The following is a 23,950-nucleotide window of genomic DNA, read 5'->3' on the forward strand; positions in this document are numbered from 1 at the left end:
GAATCTCGATTCCGCCACAATCTGCTCACGCAAAATGAACCAGCCTCAGCCCTTCCCCGGAAGCGTGCACTTGCTCGGCATTAAGCACGTGGCGCAAAAACGATTCAAACATCAACAACGACCACAGGGAAGCGCTATAGTCGCGCCGCCCCGATTGGTGTTGGTCCAGCATTTCCCTCAGAAATGCGCCATTGAAGAATCCCGTATCCACCAGAACGGGTCCCAGCAGTGCATCATTTATCCGCTGACGCAGGGGGCCGCGAAACCAGCTTGCGAGCGGAACCGAGAATCCCATCTTGTCGCGATAAAGAATGTCGTCTGACAGGTAGGGTTCCAGGGCTTTCTTGAATACATATTTGCCTTCATGCCCGCGCAGTTTGATGGATGCGGGAAGCCCCGATATCCATTCGACCAGCTCGTGATCCAGGAGAGGCACGCGTACTTCCAGGGAATGCGCCATGCTTGCGCGGTCTACCTTGGTAAGAATATCACCCACCAGGTATGTTTTCATATCCAGATATTGAACACGAGAAAGAGGATCTGTCACCGGACATTTATCCGCATGCCTGCGCAGGATCTCTACTGCCCCATACCCCTGAAGCTCACGCCTGAAGGACTCGCTGAACAACCGGCGCCTCATGCCGTCTTTCATGATCGAAACACTGTGAAAATAGCCTTCCACAGAATCTCTCGCGAGAGCTTCAAGGGTAGATTTCGCACGCAATACTTTCGGCGCCCAATCCGCCTTGGGATACAGATTCCCGAGCAGGCCGAACAAGGGTTTGCGAAGTCCCAACGGCAAAATGGATCGCATTCTCTCTTCATAGAGGTGCCATCGGTAACGACGATAGCCCCCAAGGTTTTCGTCCCCCCCATCCCCTGATAAGACAACAGTGACCCGTTTCCTGGCCAGTTGACAAACCCGGTAGGTAGGCATGGCCGAACTATCCGCGAAGGGCTCGTCGTACAGTGAAGCCAACTGGTCTATGAGGTCGAAATCGTCCTGGTCAACCTGGCCTACCTGATGATGCGTATGATAGCGGTCCGCCACCTTTTGCGCATATTGAGATTCGTTGAAAGCAGGATCCCCAAAAGAAATGGAGCAGGTATTGACGGGTTCGTTCATGAGGCCCGCCATCATTGCCACCACCGCGCTCGAATCCACGCCTCCGGACAGAAAAGCGCCCAAGGGCACTTCGGTCATCAAATGTACCTTCACCGACTCACGCAGTCGGGCAATCAACTCTTTCCGGGCTTCCTCCAGGCTCAGGGGAGAATGCGCCGTAAACGGAACATCCCAGTAGGATTGAGGTTGAAGTACGGTTCGTCCCCGGCTGAGCTTCAGAGTATGCGCCGGGGGAAGCTTATATGCCTGCTTGAAGATGGTTTTTGGCTCCGGCACATATCCATAAGCAAAATAATCTTCTATGGCATGAACGTCCATATCCCGGATAAAACCGGGATGGGCAAGGATTCCCTTGAGCTCTGATGCAAAAACGAAAGTCCCATCATCCAGCAGGCTGTAGTAGAGTGGCTTGATGCCCAGCCGGTCTCGCGCGAGAAACAGGACCTCCTGGTTGCGATCCCACAAGGCGAATGCGAACATGCCGCGGAAGCGGTTTACACAGCGTTCACCCCACTCTTCCCAGGCATGAACAATGACTTCGGTATCACAATGTGTCCGGAAGGTGTGACCCCGGCTGGAAAGTTCTTTGGCAAGCGTCTCGAAGTTATAGATCTCGCCATTGAAAACCACCACCACACTACCATCTTCATTGAAAAGCGGTTGCTGTCCACTGGAAACATCCATAATCGAGAGACGACGATGACCGAAACCCAGTCCTGGCTCGGTGTAAACTTCTCCTTCATCCGGACCGCGGTGTACCTGAACCTGATTTATTCCCAGAAGCAATTGCCGGTCGATTGATCTTTTGCCGCGAGTATCGAACAGGCCCACAATTCCGCACATGTTATTTTTCCTTCCGCCCGTTATACCCTACGTAACACTCGGTCATAGACTTCAAGATATCCGGACATCATGGCTTCCATACTGAACCTTGCCTCGACCTGCTTTCGGGCAGCGCGGCCGTGTTCTATCAACAGCTCCGGATTTCTGTAATACTCCTGTATGGCTCCTGCCAGCGCAGTTGCCGATCCCGGCGGAACCAGCATTCCTGTCATGCCTTCCTCAACCAGTTCCGCATTTCCTCCCACCCGGGTGGCGACGACGGGCAAGCCGGTAGACATAGCCTCGAGAATGGTGTTGGAAATGCCCTCTCCAAGCGAAGGAAGCACAAACAGATCCATGCTGCGCATGAGTTCAGGAATGTCGTCCCGTTCACCGGGAAACCAGACAAGTCCTTCGATTCCCGCTTCACGCACCTTTTCAATGCAGCGCTGCCGGGTACTCCCCGCCCCGACAATCAATAACCGAAGTCTTTCGTGAGCCGCAGGCATTTCCTTCAGCAAAAGTAAAAATGCTTCTATCAGGCCGAGGTAATTCTTCACATCTGCCATGCGGCCGACACTGCCAATGACAAAGGCATCTTCCCTGAAAAATCCCGGAATCGCTCCCTGAACCCTATTGTTCTTCAAGGATGTGCTTTTACGCGGATAAAAGCGTCGGCTGTCTACGCCATTGTAGATTTGATTGATGCGATGCGGCGCTGCCCGTACCGTATCGACAAGCCAGCTTTCGAGATCCCTGCTGACGGTGATGAAATGGTTTATAAACGGACGAATCGCTTTTCTCAATAAATTATATTTACGGTTTTTACCATGCAGGTCGAACATATCCCGCCCATGCTCGCCATGGACTCTTGCCCGCGCCCCCGCAAGAGCTGCAATCACCTGACCTTCCATGGCAGCCAGATTACGGGTATGCACGATGTCGGGCTTCAAGCGCCTGAGCGCTCTGAAAAGATCGATATATAGCTTGAAATCATGTCCATCGCGCTTGTTCAACGCGATAACCTCCACGTCTTCGCTGACAATCCTGCTCCTGAAGTCCGAATACCCCTTCAGGCAAACTATGGCATGCCGGTAGCGATCGGGTGGAATATGATTGATGAGATTGACTACGCCATTTTCCAGTCCCCCCACCCCCAGATGATAAATCACATGAGCAATGAGAGGCGGCTGCTTGACGTGTTCCGCGGGACTCAACCGCAGCCTGTCACTAACGGTTGGCTGCATTTCGAAGTGCGCCCGTTATTGCAGGCGCCCTATCCATAATAAAATCCTGAAGCACTGAAGCTGCTTCATCGAGGCTGTCCTCGTATCGTGTTGCCACAATGAGCTCAGCCGCATCGTCGCCTCTTCCCAGGAGCTTATTCCTGGCCAGCAGGAACTTTGCCCAATACGGATTTGCGGTCTCCTCACCTCCTATCCAATACCATCGCCACACAAGCAGCGATGCCGAAGAGGAGTGCAACCGGTTCTGTTTGACGATTTCTTCCTGCGAACCCAGGAGGATTCTGCGCATATCTTCGCCAGCCTCATGCCATTTTGATCCCTTTCCCGCTACAAGCACATTTTCGGAATTGATCAATTCAGCACCCTGCTTCTGGTCGCGGTAATAACTGATGTAAAGATCTACCGACTGTCCGTTATTCCGGTAATTTCTCAGAAACTGAGCAGTCGAACCCGTGTATATGGGTTTCCAATCGGAAAGGGGTTCCGGGCTACCTTGCCACTTGCCGGATGTATCTAAGATATGGATTTCCACTTCTTCCGTACCGTAGGAAATCTTCCTTTCCAGCCACTCCGCGTATATCGGCCAGATGACGGCTATGCTTAAAGCCGCGACAGCAGTGAAAATTGTCCTTATCAAGGTGGAATCACCTCCAGGAGCGCGGTTATTTCCTGTCGAGCTCTGCGCTGTAAAGCCGGCCTCAAACCTGTTCTCATCTTCGCGCCAGAAGGATCCGATCCAGAATAGCACCAGCATTACAAAGCCAAAGAATACCCATCCGTAAATCAGGTGGTCGATGCCCACCGCGAGCTGCATATCGCTCAGGTGGCCGGTCATTACAATCAGATAGGCGCGGATACCGTTGGCAAGGATCGGCACGATCAGAGACAGGGCAATAAATATCAGCCGACGGCTGAGGCTCCGATAGGTCAGGTATGCATAAAGGGTTCCGAGCGTAAAGGATGCAATCAGGTAGCGCAGCCCGCTGCAGGCTTCAACCACCGACCAATTGCCGCTGGGAATGGTAAAAAAATTGCCTTCGCGATAGACAGGAATTCCGGTCAGCTGAAGTGCTGTCACGGTAAAGTCCGCGGTAAAGTTTATCAGCGGCGGTATGAATGCATCGCCAAAAGGTACGGCGAGCAGGAGGTAGGCTAATGGAAAGGCCAGTGCCCATGCTATCTGATTTCCCAGGATTGCCCAGACGGCGGCGGAAATCATCGCTATCACCATGAATTGCGCAAATACCTGCACACTTGCCAAGGTTCCCAGAAGCCAGCTGAAACCGAGAATCGCAAGCACGAACAGAACTTTGGGATTGGGACGCGCAAAAAGAGTGGCGAGATGCTTGCGCTCTCCCCAGATCAGATAGCCGCTGAACGGAAAGATCAGAAAGCCATGAGCAAACGTATCCGATCTGGCCCAGGTGGAAATCATGGACCAGGTTGTCTCATGATAAGCAAGGAGAATTCCCGCAATGACCCCGAGCGCAAGCAGAGCGCCTGCTTTCAACCCCTCATGCTCCAGTGCCAGTGAGGGGTCCGGGGCGATGCCCTGGCGGACTCCTGCATTCATATGCCTCGCTCCACTCGAAATTGTCTCCGCCAATGGTAGTACAAGGAATTCTGCCTAAACTGCCTGGGGTTGTGACAGGAGTCTGTCGATACGTCCCAAACCATTTTTCCAGCTGTAATCTTCCAGCACGCGCACTCTTGCAGCTCGACAGATTCCAGGATGCTCGCCGTTCTGGAGAAAGGAGATAACCCGATGGGCGAAGTCCTGTTCATCAAGGGCAACCACCAGTTCCTCCTCCCTTCGCGCGCGAATGCCTTCCGCAGCCGACGGAGAAGCTATGACGATTTTCTCCATGGCCATTGCCTCCAGGACTTTGTTCTGTATTCCACGCGCAATGCGTAGCGGCGCAACCACCAGCGAGGCATGCGCCAGATAGGGCCGGATGTCGGACACGAACCCCGTTACCCTGATGCCCGGAAATGCCGAGAGAGCTGCTACGGTATCGGATGGGCGTGCTCCGACAATATAGAATTCGACTTCCGGTAGCTTCGCGCGGATCGCCGGAAAAACAGCCCTTGCAAACCAGGCAACTGCGTCAACATTGGCCCGATAATCCATCGCGCCAGTGAACACAAGAATGCGCTTCCCCTCCGGATACGGATTGGGATAGCTATTTTGCGGTGAAAAATAATTGGCATCGACGCCGTTATTGAAGTGAGTCACTTTTGCAGCAGCTTCGGGTAGCAATCTGTGAAACAGGTCGGCTTCTGTCTCGGAGACGAAAGTGGCGCTGTCGAATGCGCGCGCGATCTCCTTTTCATAGCCCAGCAGCAATCTCGATTCTCTTCGGTATATCCAGTTCATCGGCCAGCCTGCTGATGTCGAATATTGCATCCACTTGTCCGAATCAATGTCGACAAAATCGATAATCCGGCGGATATGCTGCACCCGACTTACATATTGCGCCATTCCTGAGGAAAAGATCAGGATATTCTCAACAGGTCTTGTGCCAAGTACATGATTTACCCATGCTTGCAGGCGCGGGTTCCAGTAGTAGGGAAGGGTAAGGGGCTTCCCGCAAAGCAATCCCGAAAGGCTGCGCCCCCTGGCCATCCCTGGATGGAGGTTGATGAAACAGGTTTCCCCGCAGAGGCTTCTTACCTTCTCGATATATTTCCAGTCCCCCTCGTCGTCGATAAAGGTGCCAAGATGGACGCGGTGGTGTTGTGCCAGATGTTCCAGCAGATGATAGGACCGGATCTTGTCCCCCTTATTCGGGGGATAAGGAATTCGATGGACCAGATAAAGCAATTCGCGCATGAATCTAGCCCAGATTTCTTACGATGTGCGGACCGACGAGGTTTGCCAGACCCAGCGGCAGCTTTTGCCAAGCCTTGATGAAGATCTGATACCTGGGATTGAGGGGATTATGGTCCGGCACTTCCTTTGCCTGATGGAGTTGGTACTCATAGTGCAAAGGCTGCGGTTCAAATCCCCAGTTCTTCTTGAAATCGAAAGAACCCGACCCGCGTTTGCTGCGTCCGAAATCAAAAACCTTGCACCCCTTTTCGCATGCCCGCCGCATCAGTTCCCAATACATGAAATCATTTCCCGCTACCTCGCGCGCTTCCCCGGTCCCACCTCCATAGTAGGGCAAGACTTCGTCCCGAAAATAAAAGCTCATCACGGCGGAGATGGTGCGGTTATCCTTCACGATTATCATCAGCTCGCAATCTTCCGCAAACACTTCTTTGAGCAGGCGGAAATACTTCCTCGAAAAAACCGGGGTGCCAAGGCGATGCACGCTGGCAGAATAAGCTGAAAAAAAACGTTCTATATCCTGATCAACGACACTTTCCAGTCCTGCCTTGATACCTTTTCGCACCATTGCCCGTTGCTTGCGTGGAATGGCGCTCATGTTTTGTTCGATCTCGGACGCTATCTCCTTGCGAAAGGTGACATAAAGGTCCTTTCCGTGCCAGTCGGCGTGATGGGGTTTCAGATTCCTGTATTCGAGATAGTCTACTTGCAACTCTTGGGCCAGCTTTTGGGCGGATCTGTCCAGTGCATCCCGGACAGTTTGCGAATCCGCAGCAATTCCTCCATACACGCAGAAAGGCAGGGAACTCAGTGAATGACCAAACAAACGGCTATTGATCTCCGCCAGGGGAAGCACCCCCTGAATTTCCCCTTCGCATTCCGCGTAAAGGAACCAGGTTTTATGACCAAAGGCACGTTCAATGACGGTTTGCCAACCTGCCCGATGAAAGAAGGTCGCTTCCCGGCAGCACGATACGAAATCATCCCATCGCCTAACATCCCTCCCGGAAAGCAGGTTTACCGACAACGCGCCAGTTGGATGCGAAGACTCCAAATTCACATTTGCAACCGAATACGCCAGTGGACTCATGCACCTTCCAGAAAAATTCTATCCATCCGATCCCACCTGAAGTCGCGAACCAACGCCCGGAGTCGGTTTTCCATTCGATGGAGGTTGTGATAATGGCGAAAACGTGTTTTCATGCTGATCCCCTTCTGGCGCGGTTGCTGGTGATCTATTTCCCATGGGTGGAAATAGAAGATTGCAGGACGCTCCTCGAAATGATTCAGCCTCTGCAGAAACCAGCGGGAGACAGGATAGGGCCATAACCGGAAATAACCCCCACCACCTGCAGGGAAATTTCTCTGGAACAGTCGTACCGTTGTAATCGGGACTTCCAGCAGGGTGTTGTTGCGGGGGTAATAAGCGAACCGCGGAGCATCGGGAACTCCATAGTGATCATGCCGGATTGGGTAGATACTGGAACTATAACGGTAGCCCGCATCCCCGAGCAGATCCAGCGCCCATTCATTCTGGTGTCCTATGGAGAAACTCGGCGCCCGATACCCGAGTACGGGTTGCCCGGAAATATCTTCTAGGAGCGCCTTGCTGCGAACAATGTCCTCCCTGAATTCGTCAGCATCCAGTTCCCAAACCCGATGATGGCCCCACCCGTGACTTGCCAGCTCATGGCCCTCTGCAACCAGCCGCCTCACCATTGCGGGATAACGCTCTGCAATCCACCCCAAAGTAAAGAAGGTTGCTTTTACCTCCCTCTCGTCCAGCAATGAAAGAATCCGATCGATATTATTTTCTACACGGCAGGAGATGGAGTTCCATGAGTCTCTCGGAATATGAGCCGCAAAGGCGGAAACCTGGAAATAATCCTCGACGTCGATCGTCATTGCATTTCGAATAGGGTCAGGACTCATTTTAAAAATCTCGTATAACTCGAATAGCAATACCTGCGCCGGACGCGGCTTCCTCGTAATCTCGCCCTCATGCTCATCGGTATTTCTTGACCGACCTTGTTGGACTGCGCATGGCAGACGTACTTCTAGCGGAGCCGCTTGTTCACGTCAGCCAGAGAGAGTATCTGCTTGAGCAGACCCATCAGGGAAACAACGGTTTCCTCCAGCTTCGCAATCCGGTTGCTCATCTCCTCCAGGCCGATAGCGAACTGCTCTTCCTTCAAGGGGGAAGTTTTATCTCCCGACAATAGTCCAGCCTCGACTTCAACCGCGTCAAACTCCTGCTGGATATCCCGGATGACCTCGTTCACTTCAGATACTCCGAAATGCTGCAGCTTTTCGAGATAGCCCATCAGCAGGAGGCGATCGCACAACGCATTGATCCTTCTCGGAATACCTCCTGTATACTGATGTATGGCGTCAAAAGCCTCCTCATCAAATCCGGGATTCCCCCCCCAGCCCACAGTCTTTAATCTGTGCTCAATATAGGATTTCGTTTCCGCCCGATCCATGGGACCGAGGTGATAGGTTGCAGTGATTCTTTGCCGCAACTGCTGCATATCATTACCAAGGAGGGTTTTCCTGAACTCCGGCTGCCCGAGAAGAAATGTTTGCAGCAAAGACTTGTTATCTCCCTGAAAATTGGAAAGCATCCTCAGTTCTTCCACAGTTTGGGGGGAGAGATTTTGCGCCTCGTCCACCACTAAAAGCGCGCGCTTACCCTGTTGCTCGCATTGTCGGAAGAATTTTTCGAGTGCGACGAGCACAGGTGTCTTCCCCGGATTCCCCTGTGCCAGGGGTAACCCAAACGCCGCCGCGACCATCCTCAATGTGTCATCAGAATCCAGACTGGTATTGACGATTTGAGCAGCAACGATCTTTTCCGGCTCCAGTTGTCGAAACAGATTACGGACCAACGTGGTTTTCCCCGCGCCCACTTCTCCCGTAACGACAATGAATCCCTCCGCTTGCGCCAGCCCATATTCAAGGTAGGCCATTGCACGGTTATGTCCTTTGCTGCCGAAAAAGAAACTGGGATCCGGGCTCAGTTGAAATGGCTTGGCCTTGAACCCATAAAATGATGTATACACTTCTTCTGTTCTGCTAAAAAGTCATGTTCACAAAGGCTATTGCGGCGTTCTCACGGTAATCTCCCCCTTGATTGGAATCTCTCTCATTGCGCCGGTATTGAATGGTGGCGCTCAAGTTAGGCAATATCTGCGGGAATTGCCGGGTCAGACTGGTACTGATAAGCCTGACATCATCTTTCCTTTCCGAATTGGGAAAAGTGAAGCGCGTGTACCCAAAGGTGAGATTGGCCGTTGTGAACTGCGAAACCCGGTAACTCCACAGCGCATTGCCGCCCGTTTGTATTGTATGGTTGAGAAGCGCCGCATTTGCCGCGCCGAGGAGGTCGAGATCCACATCTTCAGGTGAGTAGGCTTTGCGTGACATATTGAATCCTCTCAATACCAGAGTATTCCTGACACCATTGAGGGCAACAGAAGCCTCCAGTCGCTTCTGTAGAAAGAGCCGGTTTGTAAAAAAATTACTGGGAACAAGAAAAGAACCGGAGAAATTGGGACCTAGCAAGAGGCCGACATTTTGTTGAATGATCTCGGGAGAGAAATTGGGAAACTGTGCCCCAAGCAACTGATTCAGGGAATTCGCGACGCCAAATGCACTGCCTGCGCTGCCGAGCTGCGACTGCTGATTGAACGTCGTAATTTCCTCGATGTAGTTAAAATTCCAAATAGTCAAGCGGGTACGATGTATGGCTTGCGCAAAATAAGTAGCGCCATAAAACCTTTGCCCGGCATTCGCTACGATGTTTGTCCTTTCGTTCGGCGTCCATACGAAACCTGCTGTCCATGTCGGACTCGAAGGGTTTCCCCTGATCGACAGAAAGCTGTTCCTCTCATAACCTCCCATTCCGGTCAAACCGAACCGGGGTGTAAACATGTAGCGCAAATTGCCAACGGAGCGCTCCAATTCGACGGTTCGATCCGTCCTGTCGAAATGAATCCTACTGTGACTGTAGCTCAAACCCCAATGCAGCTTCCCGAAATCGGTGCCGCTATTCACAAGCGCAGAAAAGTTGTCGGCCTGGCTATTCTGAAGCAAGTTTGCGTTTGAGGTTACTATGTTATGGCCATAGCGTAATTCGGCTGAAGCAAAATCCTTGAAACGGTGGCGGATATAGGGACTGACATTAAATGTCCTAACATCGGCCCTGTTGCCTGTGACATTCACATTATTTAGCGCTTGGGGTCCAAGCAACGAGATGTTCTGCTGAGCAATGATGGCGGTTCCATCCACGAAAAAAAAATCTTCCATCAGCTCGGCAGTTCCCTTCGCGCTTAGTTGCTGTCTTATTCTCGTCAGGTCGGAGTTCTGCGCATAGATGAGGTTATTCATCGTATAGTCGGCGGTTAGGTTGAAGCGCCGGCCAGTGCCGTTCAGCAAAATACCCGGATTGATTTGAGTAACGAAATCTCCCCTCCCAGATCCTCCCGAACTTAGCCTCAAATTGTCGGAATACGTCTCTATCAAACTCAGCCGCGGAAGAATTTTCCACTCCTCCGCTCTGGAGCAAGGAGAATAAGACAAAAGCAATAGAATGATTCCGGCTACAGCGCAAGCTGGAGAAGACAAGATGTCATGCCGACACTTGTTCTCAGGCGCTCTCATGGTAATAGTAGCCGTAATATTCTCCGCCAGAAAATGTCTTGGTCTTGTTGTAGATCAGGTTTACCACGTCACACGACTCAATTTACCGCAGCGTTTCCTTGACGGCCTGCTGCGACGTCGTTTCCGCCTCAACCACCAGAACAATCTGCCCCATCTGGCTTGCCAGTACCCGTGCCTCGCTTGTCAGCAACAAGGGGGGAGAATCAAAAATAACGACACGGTCAGCATAACGTTCTGCAAGTTCCTTCAACAATTCTCCCATATTCCGGCTAGCAAGAAGTTCGGTGGAGTGTGAATGCCGCCTTCCTGCGGTAAGGAGCGTGAGTTTCTCGACATCAGTCTTGATTAGTACATCCGGCAGGCGCAGATCTTCCTCTACAAGAAGATCCAGCAAACCCCTTTCTGTTCCTACACCCAGGATTTTTGGGATCGAGGGCCGCGCAACATCCGCATCAACCAGTAAAACCGTGCGATCCATCTCCATCGCGATACTCATTGCAAGGTTGACAGTACAAAAACTCTTTCCTTCGCCGGCGAGCGCGCTGGTAACCATGATGAGATTGCCGTTCTTGATCATGCCCGGGCCTTTATTGAAGGCATTGGTCAGTAACGGTCGCTTGATCACGCGAAACTGCTCCGCTATTTGCGTTCTCCCCTGATCGGGGGTGACGATACCGTACTGGCGCATCTTGACCAGATCAAGGTTCACCCGATTGGATGTGAGAGCCGTATTTGGCGGGACTTTTTTTTCGCCCCCTTTTGCCTCGGGTATATCGCTATCGAGCTTCTGATCAGGATTTACCGAAACCGATGGAGGTACTTGTGCGCTCGACAGTACCCCTTTTTCCAATTTGCCTACAGCCTTTTCAATTATGCTCACGTGCTCTCCCGTTCTGTTCCGAGGTCCCCTGCGTCCGGTTTTATAGAATTACTGCACCTAACGGGGAATTGTGACAGGAATGGTGGTTAAAGAGATATTAATTAAATGATTCTGCCACACTGCTGAACTCTGAATTGATTCAGTCGCCGGCCTGAAGTATTAATGAAAAAAATTGGGCTGAAGCAATACAAACTTCATCAAAACAGATTTCAAGGCAACGATCAGAGAGATGTAGACCATGCGCCGGAACAGGTTTCCGTCATCAAATTTCCAGCATCGACTCGATGATCTTTCAGAGTATGAATCACGCTATCTTCAGCATAAGGATGCCATACAGGCCTAACAAGGACAGCAAGGATAATCCGAATGCATAGAGGCGCTTTCTGCGCTTTACCTTTTCCTTATCTGTCCAGATCATCGGAATTGACCCCAGTATCGGCTTACCCGAAATTTCCCGCAGACTGGTCTGGCTGTGGAAGGTAGGCCTAACCTGGCTGATAACGAAGGCTATACCGATCCCCGCCAGCAAAGAACCCAGGAAAATGATGGAGAAGAATTTTCCCCGGTCCGGGCCAACGGGCCTGTCAGAAACTGTCGGGGGATCAATGACACGGAACGAAACCAGGTCTGTGGTGGAACCCAGATCTCCCGATATTTTGGCTGATTCGCGCCGCTCGAGAAGTTTTTCGTAGTTTGCCTTGTTTACCTGATAATCCCGGTTGAGCTGGGCCAGTTCAGCTTCAACCTGCGGCACTGCATTGCTCAAGGACTTGAGGCGCTCGTAACGAGCGCTATATTCTTCCACCCGGGCATTCATGGATGCCACGTCAGCTTCCGCATCCGCCAGTGCCACATTGAGTTGCTGCAACATCGGACTATAGTTTTTGCCCGGATCCGAGCCGTTCCTGGTCAGTTTGGCCTCTTCGATCTTGCGTTCCTCAAGCTGGGCAATGAGCCGTTTCGCTGCAATGATATCCGGGTGCAACTCCGTGTAGTTTAGCCTGAGTGCGTCGAGATTCTTGTTCAAAGCCTGGATTCGAGAATCAAGTTCCACATTGACTATCGATGAAGCCGATCCGCTTTCACCCTGATCCACGAGGAGAACAGGTTCATCACCGGTGATCTGGCGTTTGATCGCATCTCTCGCCTGCTGGGCCTCGCGCAGTTCCAGCTTGGTTTTATTGAGATCGTCCATCGCCTGCGACAACTGTGAATAGTAATCATTGCCTTGTTGCGGCATTATTCCGATGTTTTTCTGTTTGAATGCCTTGAGATTATTTTCCCCTGCGATCAGCTTCTCCTCATAGGATTTGATTTGCTCATCAATGAAGCGTATGGCCGATGAAGAATCCTGGCTCTTGTTCCCAAGTCCCCCTTCAACAAAAAGGGTCAATAAAGATTGGACAATCTCTTTGGCGAGCCTTGGATTCTGGTTGTTATAGGAAATAGTGAAGAGGTTATCCCGTCCCGTGGTCCCCAGTTTGATTTTATCCATGAGCTCCTTCACGAGCCTTTCCTGATCCTTGGTGTCTTTTGCCTTGATATCCAGATCCACCATGCGAATGACTCTCTCCACATTGGGACGGCTGATCAGGGTACGGCTCATGATCGAAATCTGTTGCTGCGTATCTGGGGAAACCGTCATGCCCTGCAACAACGGCTTCAACACATTTTGCGTATCGACATAAATCCTGGCGGACGCCTGGTAATCATCAGGGAGTTTATAAACGATGACCCAGCCGATCACCGCGACGACCCAGGCTGCCGCCACAGCAGCCCAACGATATTTCCATATCCCTTTCAGGTAAACCAGCAGTTGGGTTGTCAGCTCCTCCATATTGTCAAACGGTCCTCAGAGATGCGGTCAATGATGGGGAGAATAAACACACTCCCGTTGTCTTGGAATAGTTTTCGGCCAGGATTTTCATTATCCCTGGCATTAGTACCTGCTGCTTCATTGAGCTGAAAAATAATATATTGCGCTTATCGAATAGGATGAATGTCTTGTCTCATTGTAACCGCTGGAGGAATAGAAACCGGAATGGAACAAGCCGCTGTTTCTATCCCTATTCCTAGAATGATTTTCTTCTTCTTCATTTCAACTTACCGGGCAATGAAAACCTTATCGAAATGCCATTACAGGAAGATTAAGCCGCCGCAGTGGAATTCGCTCGATCAGAAATAACTTTCCGGTATGACAAGTACATCTCCCTGCTTCATGGGTACGTTGGCCGTCACATCCCCATCCCGGATCAGGTCGTCCAACCGCACGCTGAACTGATGTTGTTTCCCATCCACGTTACGTACTATCCTAGCGCGATTACCCGCGGCAAAATCAGTCATACCACCTACCGCAATCAGGACGTCCATCAGCGTCATCTCCTCCCGATAAGGCAATGCCTGAGGTTCGGCTGCTTCCCCTATCACCCGGATCTGCTCGGAATATGGACCTACAAATTCTGTCACCACAACCGTCACGACCGGTTGCTGGATGTACTTCGACAATGCCTCCTCGATATCTCGCGCAAGCTGCGTCGAGGTCTTTCCACTTGCCGACAGATCCTCTACCAGAGGGGTGGTAATCTTGCCATCAGGCCGAACGGGCACCGCCATGGAAACTTCGGGATTGCGCCAGACAATGATATCGACATTATCTCCCGGGCCGATCAGGTAATCGTGTGCAACGGGTTTTTCATCTGGATTCAAGGAGGGGTAGGTTTTGCAACCCCCAAGGGAAAGAAGGGGAAGTACAACAGCAAAACAAGAGAACCATGTTGCGGTACGGATACGAAGGGGGTTCACCGAATTTCCTTTTTTGTTGATTAGAAAATGCCTGAGTCGAAGAGGGTTATTGACCTTTAATGTAAAATAAAGATGCTATAAGTCAATACACCTGTCAAGACAGTATTCATGTGCCCGCAAACAGCAATATAACTGTGTACCGTACCGCATTTCAGCAACGCCACCTGGAAGAATGCCTGCAACCTCAATGGCCGACAATCCAAGCCTCCCGACTCGGCCGTGCAACGTCCCTCCGGTTCATCCATACGCTGGAACATGCCTCGCATCCTATCAACTTGAGGAGCGGGAGCGAATTGGACTTTAGTACACCCTTATGGCACAGTATGTTAAATTCCGTACAAAACTCAAATTATTTTTTCGGGATCGCCGCATCTTCGATAAAAAACGATAAAGGACGCTCCTGCTGATGCAACGCCCAGCGTACGTGTTCGCGTATCAGAGGGGAAGCATCATCGAGTCGCGCTCGCAGCGCCTGAACGACAGATTGGGAGAACGGCGCATTCCCCAAGCCGACGGCCAGGTTGCGCAGCCATTGCTCATGTCCGATTCGCCGAATCGGACTTCCGGCAAGCCGTGCCTCGAACTCCTCACTGCTCCATCCGAACAGTTCGATCAGAGACGCGCTATCCAGGCCGTTCCGCACGGAAAAATCATCTTCATTGGTAATTACCGCAAATTTGTTCCAGGGGCAGACGAGCTGACAATCATCGCAGCCATATACCCGATTACCGATCAAAGGCCGTAATGGTTCGGGAATACTGCCTTTATGTTCAATAGTAAGATAAGAAATACAACGTCGCGCATCCAGCCGATAGGGCGCTATGATCGCTCGGGTCGGGCAGATGTCGATGCACCTCGTGCAACTCCCGCAGTAATTGGCTGCGGGTTGGTCCACGGGCAGTGGCAGATCCGTAAACAACTCGCCCAGAAAGAACAGGGATCCCGCGTCACGGGAAAGCAGCAGCGTATGCTTTCCGCGCCAGCCCAGGCCCGATTTTTGCGCCCATTCAACTTCCATTACCGGCGCGCTGTCGCTGAATACACGGTAATTCAGGCATCCTGTTTCCGCTTCGATTTTTTCCGCAAGTTTTTGCAAGCGCCCGCGCAGCACCTTGTGGTAATCCCGACCCAGAGCATAGCGCGAGATGAACGCACGGGTCCCGTCCTGGATCACCTGCCAGCTGTCCCGTGCGATCGGCATATAATTCATGCGCACAGAGATCACCCGCAGCGTCCCGGGAACGAGTTCGGCAGGACGAGTACGCCGGGTGCCGTGTCTTGCCATATAATCCATCTCCCCGTGACAACCCTGGTCCAGCCATTCGAACAGGCCTGTCTCCGCCCGCCTCATGTCCGCGCCTGCATCGACAATGGAAACCTTCTGAAAACCGAGCTTCTCCCCCCATTCCTTGATGGACCTGGCAAGTTGCGGAAGATCGACAGTAGAGTCAGAAAGATCTTTCAAAGGTTCCGGAGATAGTTCGGTGGAGGGATCGTCTTTGCGCATATTCACATCATACCGGGTCTGCCGCCCTTCATCACCTTGATAGCTCTTCACCAGACCTGCCATCTCGCTGATGAAACCGCTACCCTGGCACTTGGAACTGCAATGGCTCCGGCGTTGCGCCCAGGCCTTGTTGTATTCCTGCAGGGCGAACTGGGAGCAGGCAAAACCACATTTACGCGCGGCATATTACGCGGGCTGGGTTATCAGGGAAAAGTGAAAAGTCCCACCTATAATTTGATTGAACTTTATAAAATTTCTAGGTTATACTTGTATCATTTTGATTTCTATCGTTTCAATAATCCCCACGAATGGGAAGAAGCAGGCTTCCGGGATTATTTCAACGCAGACTCGATCTGTCTCGTGGAATGGCCGGAAAAGGCGAACGGACTATTGCCCCCAGCCGATTTGAAATTTATATTCAAGGTCGCAGAAGGGCGTGATGTTGAAATTCAGGCGGATACGGAGGCCGGCAAACTGTGCGTGAAACGATGGCAAATCTCATCGAGGAACAATATGCTGGGTTGAAGAGGGAGCGCTCACAGTCTGTTCCTTCAGTCTCACAATCCTTGCGCTCAACCCGTTTCTCCTCCATCCGGAACCGCCTGGCAGCTGGCGCATGCCTCTCGATCACGGCACTCCTGTTATCGTCATCCGCCAGCTCTGTCTGTGCTCAAGAAAAGATACGCATCAGTTCCGCCCGTATCTGGCCATCCGAGGAATACACCCGTCTTACGCTTGAATCCGCTTCCGCCATTCGCTACACCCTCACTACGGTAAAAGATCCGGACCGCGTCGTCGTTGACCTTGAGGATGTCTCACTGACACCGGAGCTGAAAAGGCTGGCAGACAGGATAGATCCTGCAGATCCGCACATTCACGCCGTGCGTTTCGGTCATTTCAAACCAGACATACTGCGGCTGGTGCTTGACCTGAAAACCGAAGTCGAACCCCAGGCATTTGTCATTCAACCCGTTGGAACGTACGGACATCGACTTGTTCTGGACATCTACCCTGCTATTCCACCCGATCCGCTCATGGCCTTTCTGAATAACAAGGACAAAGCAGGATACATGCTGCGGGATGAACCCCACAATGGGACTCATGTCAGTTCAAGGACTGAAATCGAGACTGTCCGGAGCAATGAAGCGGCAAGAAAAAACAGGCCGGAAATGATTCGTCTCATCACTGTCGCCATTGATCCCGGACATGGTGGGGAGGACCCGGGCGCGATAAGCCGGCGCGGTACCAGGGAGAAGAACATCACTCTGGCCATCGCCAGGAAGCTGAAGGAAAAGATAGATAGGGAGCCGAATATGCGCGCGGCTCTCACCCGTGACGGAGATTATTATATTTCACTGTCGCAGCGGCTGGTAAAAGCACGTCAGCTGAATGCGGATCTGTTCGTATCGGTGCACGCGGACGCCTTCAACAAGCCCCATGCCCGCGGCTCCTCGGTGTTTGCCCTTTCAGAACGGGGCGCCACTTCGGCGGCTGCGGGATGGCTGGCAAGAAAAGAAAACGAGGCGGACCTTGTCGGGGGCGTCAACCTCGATATCCCGGACCCTTTTCTCAAGCGGACTTTGCTGGATTTGTCCCAGACGGCAACGATCAACGACAGCCTCAAACTCGGCAAGGCAGTCCTCTCCAAGATAGGCAATATCAATCATCTGCACAAGGCCGAAGTCGAGCAGGCAGGCTTTGCCGTCCTCAAGTCTCCCGACATTCCATCGATCCTGGTCGAGACGGCATTCATCAGCAATCCGGATGAGGAAAGGAAACTGAGAGACCACGGTTATCAGGACAAGCTGGCCTCCGCAATACTTGCGGGTATCAAACATTACTTCGCTGACAACCCTCCCCTCTCGCGTTCGAGAATGGTTTCCCTCGATTAGCGAATTAGCCTCCGCCTTTTCTTTCCGGGGTTTCTCGCAGTCTCTCCCGCTGCTGCCCGCACCGTTTTGTGCTTCTGGCTCACCAGCATTTGATTGTCCGGAATGCAGGTCAGATAATGCGGCGTTCCGCGAGTGCGGGTTATTCTGCCAGGATGTTAAAGCTGAATGACTGGAATAAAGGAAAATAAAACGACAACTTCAAAAGCGGCAGATCATTTGCAAACGTCTTCTATGGTTCCCAAATGAAATCCGAGCTGGCCGCGACGCCGTTCCTCGAAATAACGGTTCAGCGGTTCGTGTATAACGCGGAACGCAAGTGTGTCCCAGGGAATTTCCGACTCCTGAAAAAGTTTGACGTCGAGGCTCTCGATTCCCGGTTTGAAATCAAGATCCAGGAGTCGCGCCCGAAACAACACGTGCACCTGGTTGATATGCGGCAAGCTATAAATCGAATAGAGTTCGCCCATTTCCACCCGCGCATTTGCCTCTTCCCAGGTCTCACGTTCGGCTCCCTGAGCCAGCGACTCGGCATTTTCCATGAAACCGGCGGGCAACGTCCATAAGCCGTGGCGCGGTTCGATGGCGCGCCGACAGAGCAATATCTTATCCTCCCATTCCGGGATACAACCCACCACAATCTTCGGGTTCTCGTAATGAATAATGCTGCAAGTGGAACAAACATGACGCGGCAGCGTATCGCCTTCAGGGATACGCAATTGCACAGGCATGCCACAGTTACTGCAGTATTTCATCAGCGCTGATTTTAGATAACCCGTTAGGAAAACGTTATTTTAAAAGGAAAATTCTTTGGCTAAACCGCATATGCATGTAATCCAGAGATGAGCTTATCCGTCTTACCTGCTTCCTTTCACATCTCGCATCTTACTCCGATTCCCTCGCATCTTTTCTGAATGGGGCGCTCTCCTCCAGTGCGTGGATGTAGCGATCGATGTCCCGCGTTTCCCGCTCTAGGTAGCCTTCTATTGCAGCAGCAAATTCAGAATGAACCAGCCAATGGGCCGACCAGGTTCTCACCGGCAGAAATCCACGGGCAAGTTTATGTTCGCCCTGGGCACCGCCCTCAAACAAAGAGAGACCATTTGCGATGCAGTATTGGATGGCTTGATAATAGCAGGTTTCGAAATGCAGCCCCGGCACGAATTCCCGCGCGCCCCAGTAACGTCCGTACAATGTGTGCGAGTTATGGATATTGAAAGCAACGCCGATCGGCTTCTTGTTCTGCAGCGCCAGAATCAACAGAATGTTTTCCGGCATGCTTTTGCCGAGCCGGAGGAAGAATTCCAGATTCAGGTAGGGCCTGGAGTGGTGCTCGCGGTATGTATTGTTGTAGCAATCGATAAAGAAGTTCCAGCGGTCCTCGTCCATATCATTTCCTGAGAGCCATTCGAAGTGGATACCCAGGTCCTGTACCTTGCGCCGTTCCTGCCGGATCTTCTTGCGTTTGCTGTAACTCATTCCTCCCAGAAAATCCTCGAAATTCTCATAACCTCTTCCCGGCCGGTTCTTCCAGTGAAACTGGACGCCGCATCGCAACATCATCCCCGCCCTCTCCATTTCCCGCGCCTCATGCTCCAGGGGAAACAGGCAATGTAACGACGACATGCCTGCTCCGGCATTTCCCTTTCGCACTATCGCAAGAGCGGTTGAAACGAGCAATGCGCGCTGTTCGGAAGTTTGGGCAAGCAGCCGCTTTCCAGTGACAGGACTGAATGGTATGGCACTCAGGAGCTTGGGGTAGTAGTCATGACCGGCACGTTCATAAGCATTTGCCCACGCCCAGTCGAACACATACTCTCCATAGGAATGGTTTTTGAGATACAACGGCATCGCACCCTGCAAAATGCCTCCCTCCCAGAGAGTAACGAACCGGGGCAACCATCCCGTTCTTTTCGAGGCGCATCCAGCTTCGTGCAGCGCGGAAAAAAATTCATGCCGCAGGAACGGGTCGTCACCTGCCAGCGCGTTCCATGCAGGAGCAGATATATGCTCGGGAGACTCCGTTACTTTTATTTCCAATTTGGCAATTCCAGCGCTTTTTCCGCCTGGGACTCGTCCCCGGAGTTCGTTCTGGTATCATGTAAGCATAAAAACAGACCAGCCCAATTGACCGTCCAGATGAAGCTCGCCATTGCTCAGATCAATTGTACAGTCGGCGACCTCGGAGGCAATACCCGAAAGATCCTCGATTACGCCAATCAGGCAAAAAATGCGGGAGCCAGACTGGTCGTAACCCCCGAACTCGCCTTGTCCGGATACCCCCCCGAAGACCTGTTATTGCGCCACGGATTCCGGCATGCATGCCAGAATGCGCTTACAGAGTTGGCTGGCAAGACAGGCGATATCACCGTTGTAGTCGGACATCCTCATCTTGCCGCGGATAAACTGTACAACGCTGCATCGGTAATACGCAACGGTAAAATCATCGCTACGTATCTGAAAAATCTTTTGCCTAACGATAGCGTATTCGATGAACGACGTTACTTCGAACCGGGCTTCCGACCCTGCGTGTTCGAACTGGATGGAATCAGATTCGCTATCAACATTTGTCAGGACATCTGGCAGGAAGGTTCCGCCACACGTGCAAAAGAAGGCGGGGCGGAGGTGCTGCTGGTGCTGAATGCTTCCCCTTATCACATGAACAAACAGGCGTTGCGCTACGATCTGGCTCGGAAGCGTATCGATGAAACGGGGCTGTCGATCGTATATGCCAATCTTATTGGAGGCCAGGATGAACTAATATTCGATGGTGCATCTTTCGCCATGAACGCCAGAGGCGACGTGACTCATCAGTTCGATGCGCTCGTGGAAGCACTCGGCATGGTCGAATTGGAGGGGGCTGCGCCCGTAACGACAGAAATCGCACCGCTTGAAAGTCTGGAAGCGAACGTTTATAAAGCGCTCTGTCTCGGAGTAAAGGACTATATAGGAAAAAACCGCATTCCTGGCGTATTGCTGGGGCTATCAGGGGGCGTGGATTCGGCGCTCACCATGACGATTGCGGCGGATGCCCTGGGTGCAGACAAAGTAAAAGCAGTGATGATGCCCTCACGGTTCACTGCCGACATGAGCTTGCTGGATGCCCGCACTATGGCGCAAACATTGGGGGTGCGCTATACCGAATTCCCAATTGAACCGGTATTTGGAGAATTCAAGGATACGCTTGCCAAAGAATTTGCCGCGTTGCCCCCTTCTGACGTCCCGGATCTTACCGAGGAAAATCTGCAAGCCCGGATACGCGGAACTTTGCTGATGGCGTTATCCAATAAATCCGGCGCCATCGTCCTCATCACGGGCAATAAATCCGAAACAGCCGTAGGCTACTCCACTCTATATGGGGATACGGCAGGGGGCTTTGCCGTCTTGAAAGATGTCACCAAAACCATGGTGTACAAGTTATGCCAGTACCGTAACGGGGTAGGAAAAGTTATTCCGGACCGTGTTCTCAGTCGCGCCCCTTCAGCGGAATTGCGTCCCGATCAGACTGACCAGGATAGTCTTCCGCCGTATGCAGTTCTGGATGCTATTCTGGAAGAATATGTGGAACATGATATGTCGCTTGAGGAAATTCTGCGCATGGGCTACGACGAAAGGGATGCGCGCCGCGTCGTGCAACTGATCCGGCAGAATGAATACAAGCGGCGGCAGTCTCCACCCGGCATTCGCGTGACCTCCCGCGCATTCGGCAAGGACTGGCGTTATCCTATAACAGCGCGGTATCAGGACCAGTTTTAGGAGCGATCTGGAAGAAGTGCGCAAAAGCCATGTCAGCGGATTAAAATGGCGGTATGCTGCGAATACCGGAAGCCGCGAGGAAAAGGCCTCTTATGGCTTTGTGATCAACATGATGAGTAAAAGGAATGCTTCATGAAAAAAATCGAGGCTATCATCAAACCTTTCAAACTGGACGAGGTATGCGAAGCGCTCAATGAAATCGGGATAAGCGGACTGACAGTCACCGAAGTGAAGGGATTTGGAAGGCAAAAAGGCCATACCGAGCTATACCGAGGTGCGGAATACGTGGTGGATTTTCTGCCCAAAATAAAGATCGAAATCGTAGTGCTCGCGAAACAGGTGGACAGCGTTATCGAAACCATTATCAGTAGCGCGCGCACCGGCAAAATCGGAGATGGCAAGATTTTTGTCACCGATATCGAACAGGTCGTAAGAATACGCACGGGCGAAACGGACGAGACCGCCGTCTAGACCAATCTCTGCTCATGATGGTTCGCTTGAGGATCGAGAGTGGCCCGATGGTCAGCGAACCGGGATGATAAACGGCCATATTCATTCAGTAAGGGGGAAATCGGTGGCCACACATGACTGAACCAGAATAAGCCCGTTCCATTCATCCAGAGGATTGAATCCACCCTTGCACTCTCCCTGATTCCTGCCCGCCTAATCCCGCTCCTTCCATTGCCTTCCGGTATACCTCGCCCTTGTCACGTGGAACTTCACGCGGGAAGCGGTATCTTATCGACCATGAAATTGCGCCACATATTGCTTTTTTTGCCGGCACTATTCACGGCGAATGCCCATGCCGAAGGCCTGCCGGACCTGGGCGATGTATCTCAAGCAACCATATCTCCAAGAGAAGAGCGGGAGCTTGGGCTGAAAATAATGTCCGAGATCCGTTCGGACCCCAGCTACCTGAACGACGCGGAAATTGACGCCTACCTCACCCGTCTCGGCAGTCGTCTGATTTCAGGTTCCACTGAGGCGCGCCCCGAACAGGAGTTCGAGTTTTTTGCCCTCCAGGACCCGGCTCTCAATGCATTTGCATTACCGGGAGGTTTCATGGGATTCAATAGCGGCCTGATTCTCGCGGCGCAGTCGGAATCCGAATTGGCAGGAGTGATGGCACACGAAATCGCGCATGTCACGCAGAAGCATCTCGCGCGCATGATCGCCGGGCAAAAGTACAGCATGCTGACTTCCCTCGCCTCGATGGCGGTAGCTATCCTGGCTTCTCGCGCCAATCCCCAGGCGGGGCAGGCTATTCTCGTGGCCTCGCAGGCAGGGCAGATTCAGAAACAATTGAACTTCACCCGAGAGCATGAAAAAGAGGCGGATAGAATCGGCCTCGGTATATTGACCGGGGCGGGACTTGATCCACGGGGTATGGCCGATTTTTTCGAGCGCATGCAGAGAGCAACCCGCTTTCTTGAAAACGGCGCCCCTTCATATCTGCGCACTCATCCCGTTACATTCGAACGCATCGCTGATATCGAAGGCCGCACGCAGAGCTTGCCCTACCGACAGGTACCGGACAGTCTGGATTTCCAGTTGGTGAGGGCCAAATTACGGGCCTCCATAGAGAAACCCGCCGATGCCGTTAACTATTTCGAATCGATTCTGCGTGAAAAACGATACACCAATGAGACGGTGGAACGGTATGGACTCGTAACAGCCCTGCTGCGGAGCAGAGAGTACCAACGCGCAGACAAGGAACTGCTGCGCCTGTATGACAGCCTGCAGCCCGAGGGCGCAGGGACCCTCCAGAATCATCGACTCGGAGCTTCCATTCGGATTCAGCGCAGCATGCCCCCCTCCAGTCCCATGGTGGAAACCCTGGCGGCCCGTGTCAAACTCGCCGCCGGGCAGACCGCCGAAGCCTTGGATATCTATCAAGCCGCGCTAGCGATATTCCCGCAGCACCGCGCGTTAATCTACGATTACATCGAGGCGCTTCTGAGCAAAGTCAGTGCGCAGGATGCGCTCGACTTCATCAACCGGCAATTACAGTTCGACCCGAATGACGTGCGCCTCTATAGATTGCAGGCGCAAAGCCATGAAGCCCTGGGAAACGCTCTGTTGCAACATCAGGCGCTGGCCGAAGTGTATTCCCGCCAGGGTAATTACCCTGCAGCAATCGAGCAGTTGCAGATCGCGCTTAAAACAGATGAGGGCGACTTCTACCAGATGTCGAGCGTGGAAGCACGTCTCCGGGAATTGCGGGAACTGGCTGCCAACGAATCCAAAAAAAAATAGAGTTTGTCAGATTCGATTCTACCGGCTGAATAATAGATATCCGCCCTTGCCTACCGCTGCCTTCCTTTGGGGAGGCTCTGGCGGTCTGGGGAGCGCGCTCCTACAGGAAGAATTCGCGGATAGCCAAACCCCTGCTCCCTTGATAAAATCGGATTCTTCCCACGCATAAT

Annotated in this window: 19 protein-coding genes; 5 read left to right on the forward strand and 14 right to left on the reverse strand. The window is 52.3% G+C overall.

Annotation, left to right across the window (positions count from 1 at the left end; all coding sequences use genetic code 11):
- Positions 1-25: 25 nt before the first annotated feature.
- The 12 genes from NMUL_RS13130 to queG form a co-directional block, all read right to left on the reverse strand.
- The gene (locus tag NMUL_RS13130; protein WP_011381807.1) at positions 26-1,969 is read right to left on the reverse strand and encodes an XrtA/PEP-CTERM system amidotransferase; all 1,944 of its coding nucleotides are present in this window, start codon (positions 1,967-1,969) and stop codon (positions 26-28) included.
- 20 nt (positions 1,970-1,989) lie between these two features.
- The gene (locus tag NMUL_RS13135; RefSeq protein WP_011381808.1) at positions 1,990-3,195 is read right to left on the reverse strand and encodes a TIGR03088 family PEP-CTERM/XrtA system glycosyltransferase; all 1,206 of its coding nucleotides are present in this window, start codon (positions 3,193-3,195) and stop codon (positions 1,990-1,992) included.
- Positions 3,179-4,768 (reverse strand): exosortase A, encoded by a 1,590-nt coding sequence (xrtA, locus tag NMUL_RS13140; protein ID WP_011381809.1) that lies wholly within the window; start codon positions 4,766-4,768, stop codon positions 3,179-3,181. The genes NMUL_RS13135 and xrtA overlap by 17 nt, the downstream gene beginning before the upstream one ends.
- A gap of 54 nt (positions 4,769-4,822) precedes the next feature.
- Positions 4,823-6,028 (reverse strand): TIGR03087 family PEP-CTERM/XrtA system glycosyltransferase, encoded by a 1,206-nt coding sequence (locus NMUL_RS13145; protein ID WP_011381810.1) that lies wholly within the window; start codon positions 6,026-6,028, stop codon positions 4,823-4,825.
- Positions 6,029-6,032: 4 nt separating this feature from the next.
- Positions 6,033-7,118, reverse strand: coding sequence for a FemAB family XrtA/PEP-CTERM system-associated protein (locus NMUL_RS13150; protein ID WP_011381811.1), 1,086 nt, complete (start codon positions 7,116-7,118; stop codon positions 6,033-6,035).
- Complete coding sequence (locus NMUL_RS13155) at positions 7,115-7,960, reverse strand: XrtA system polysaccharide deacetylase (RefSeq protein ID WP_011381812.1); 846 nt, start codon at positions 7,958-7,960, stop codon at positions 7,115-7,117. Before NMUL_RS13155 ends, NMUL_RS13150 begins: the two co-directional genes overlap by 4 nt.
- A 125-nt stretch (positions 7,961-8,085) precedes the next feature.
- Positions 8,086-9,090, reverse strand: a complete 1,005-nt coding sequence (locus tag NMUL_RS13160) for an XrtA/PEP-CTERM system-associated ATPase (protein ID WP_011381813.1) — start codon at positions 9,088-9,090, stop codon at positions 8,086-8,088.
- A 13-nt stretch (positions 9,091-9,103) separates the two neighbouring features.
- On the reverse strand, positions 9,104-10,690 hold the full coding sequence (locus tag NMUL_RS13165; protein ID WP_011381814.1) for a TIGR03016 family PEP-CTERM system-associated outer membrane protein: 1,587 nt from the start codon (positions 10,688-10,690) through the stop codon (positions 9,104-9,106).
- Between the two features lie 82 nt (positions 10,691-10,772).
- Positions 10,773-11,570 carry an XrtA-associated tyrosine autokinase gene (locus NMUL_RS13170; RefSeq protein ID WP_011381815.1) on the reverse strand — a complete coding sequence of 266 codons (798 nt, stop codon included), beginning with the start codon at positions 11,568-11,570 and terminating at the stop codon, positions 10,773-10,775.
- Between the two features lie 304 nt (positions 11,571-11,874).
- Complete coding sequence (locus NMUL_RS13175) at positions 11,875-13,407, reverse strand: XrtA system polysaccharide chain length determinant (protein WP_011381816.1); 1,533 nt, start codon at positions 13,405-13,407, stop codon at positions 11,875-11,877.
- Between the two features lie 338 nt (positions 13,408-13,745).
- Positions 13,746-14,357 carry an XrtA/PEP-CTERM system exopolysaccharide export protein gene (locus NMUL_RS13180; protein WP_373365293.1) on the reverse strand — a complete coding sequence of 204 codons (612 nt, stop codon included), beginning with the start codon at positions 14,355-14,357 and terminating at the stop codon, positions 13,746-13,748.
- A 364-nt stretch (positions 14,358-14,721) separates the two neighbouring features.
- The gene (gene queG / locus NMUL_RS13185) at positions 14,722-15,879 is read right to left on the reverse strand and encodes a tRNA epoxyqueuosine(34) reductase QueG (RefSeq protein WP_011381818.1); all 1,158 of its coding nucleotides are present in this window, start codon (positions 15,877-15,879) and stop codon (positions 14,722-14,724) included.
- A 102-nt stretch (positions 15,880-15,981) separates the two neighbouring features.
- Here queG and tsaE point away from each other — a divergent pair, with 102 nt between their 5' ends.
- Positions 15,982-16,404, forward strand: a complete 423-nt coding sequence (tsaE, locus tag NMUL_RS13190; RefSeq protein WP_104009645.1) for a tRNA (adenosine(37)-N6)-threonylcarbamoyltransferase complex ATPase subunit type 1 TsaE — start codon at positions 15,982-15,984, stop codon at positions 16,402-16,404.
- Positions 16,368-17,771: an N-acetylmuramoyl-L-alanine amidase gene (locus NMUL_RS13195; RefSeq protein ID WP_104009644.1), complete on the forward strand. Its 1,404-nt coding sequence runs from the start codon at positions 16,368-16,370 to the stop codon at positions 17,769-17,771. Before tsaE ends, NMUL_RS13195 begins: the two co-directional genes overlap by 37 nt.
- Before the next feature lie 212 nt (positions 17,772-17,983).
- On the opposite strand, the gene NMUL_RS13200 is transcribed toward NMUL_RS13195, so the two are convergent.
- Positions 17,984-18,523, reverse strand: a complete 540-nt coding sequence (locus NMUL_RS13200; protein WP_011381821.1) for an NUDIX hydrolase — start codon at positions 18,521-18,523, stop codon at positions 17,984-17,986.
- Between the two features lie 130 nt (positions 18,524-18,653).
- Positions 18,654-19,808 (reverse strand): GNAT family N-acetyltransferase, encoded by a 1,155-nt coding sequence (locus NMUL_RS13205; RefSeq protein ID WP_011381822.1) that lies wholly within the window; start codon positions 19,806-19,808, stop codon positions 18,654-18,656.
- Positions 19,809-19,907: 99 nt separating this feature from the next.
- Here NMUL_RS13205 and NMUL_RS13210 point away from each other — a divergent pair, with 99 nt between their 5' ends.
- The 3 genes from NMUL_RS13210 to NMUL_RS13220 all read left to right on the forward strand — a co-directional run bounded on the left by NMUL_RS13210 (position 19,908) and on the right by NMUL_RS13220 (position 23,780).
- Entirely contained in the window at positions 19,908-21,524 is a 1,617-nt protein-coding gene (locus NMUL_RS13210; RefSeq protein WP_011381823.1) for an NAD+ synthase, read from the forward strand.
- A 132-nt stretch (positions 21,525-21,656) separates the two neighbouring features.
- Positions 21,657-21,995: a P-II family nitrogen regulator gene (locus tag NMUL_RS13215; protein WP_011381824.1), complete on the forward strand. Its 339-nt coding sequence runs from the start codon at positions 21,657-21,659 to the stop codon at positions 21,993-21,995.
- A gap of 276 nt (positions 21,996-22,271) precedes the next feature.
- Positions 22,272-23,780, forward strand: a complete 1,509-nt coding sequence (locus NMUL_RS13220; RefSeq protein ID WP_011381825.1) for a M48 family metalloprotease — start codon at positions 22,272-22,274, stop codon at positions 23,778-23,780.
- Positions 23,781-23,950 lie beyond the last annotated feature (170 nt).

Origin of the sequence: Nitrosospira multiformis ATCC 25196, from assembly GCF_000196355.1 — a bacterium.
Taxonomy (GTDB): Bacteria; Pseudomonadota; Gammaproteobacteria; order Burkholderiales; family Nitrosomonadaceae; genus Nitrosospira; species Nitrosospira multiformis.